Source organism: Shewanella sp. S1-49-MNA-CIBAN-0167, assembly GCF_040310145.1.
GTDB classification, from domain to species: domain Bacteria; phylum Pseudomonadota; class Gammaproteobacteria; order Enterobacterales; family Shewanellaceae; genus Shewanella; species Shewanella psychromarinicola.
Map to the genome: position 1 here is coordinate 1 of NZ_JBEOPO010000505.1, position 234 is coordinate 234.

1 protein-coding gene is annotated in these 234 nt (G+C 44.0%); it reads right to left on the reverse strand.

What is annotated here, in order from left to right; all coding sequences use genetic code 11:
- Window positions 1-234: hypothetical protein (locus AAEZ00_RS22185; RefSeq protein ID WP_351090204.1), on the reverse strand; the 234-nt coding region annotated here is incomplete at both ends.

Consider the following 234-nt stretch of genomic DNA (forward strand, 5'->3'; position numbering starts at 1 on the left):
TCTATGTTTGTTGCACTACAATCGGTCGGAATTAATTGCGCCGCAAAACTGCGCATAAATACCGGACCTTTATCGTCCATTAGCGGCAAGTTGGCAAAGCGTTGTTCTGCCGTTGCGGCACTTAACAGTTTTTGTTCAGCCGGATAGATATTGTACATTGCGACGCGAATTTTTGAGAACGCCATGCTGTCATTGTTTTCAATAGTATTTAACCACTGACGCTTAAGCGATGAC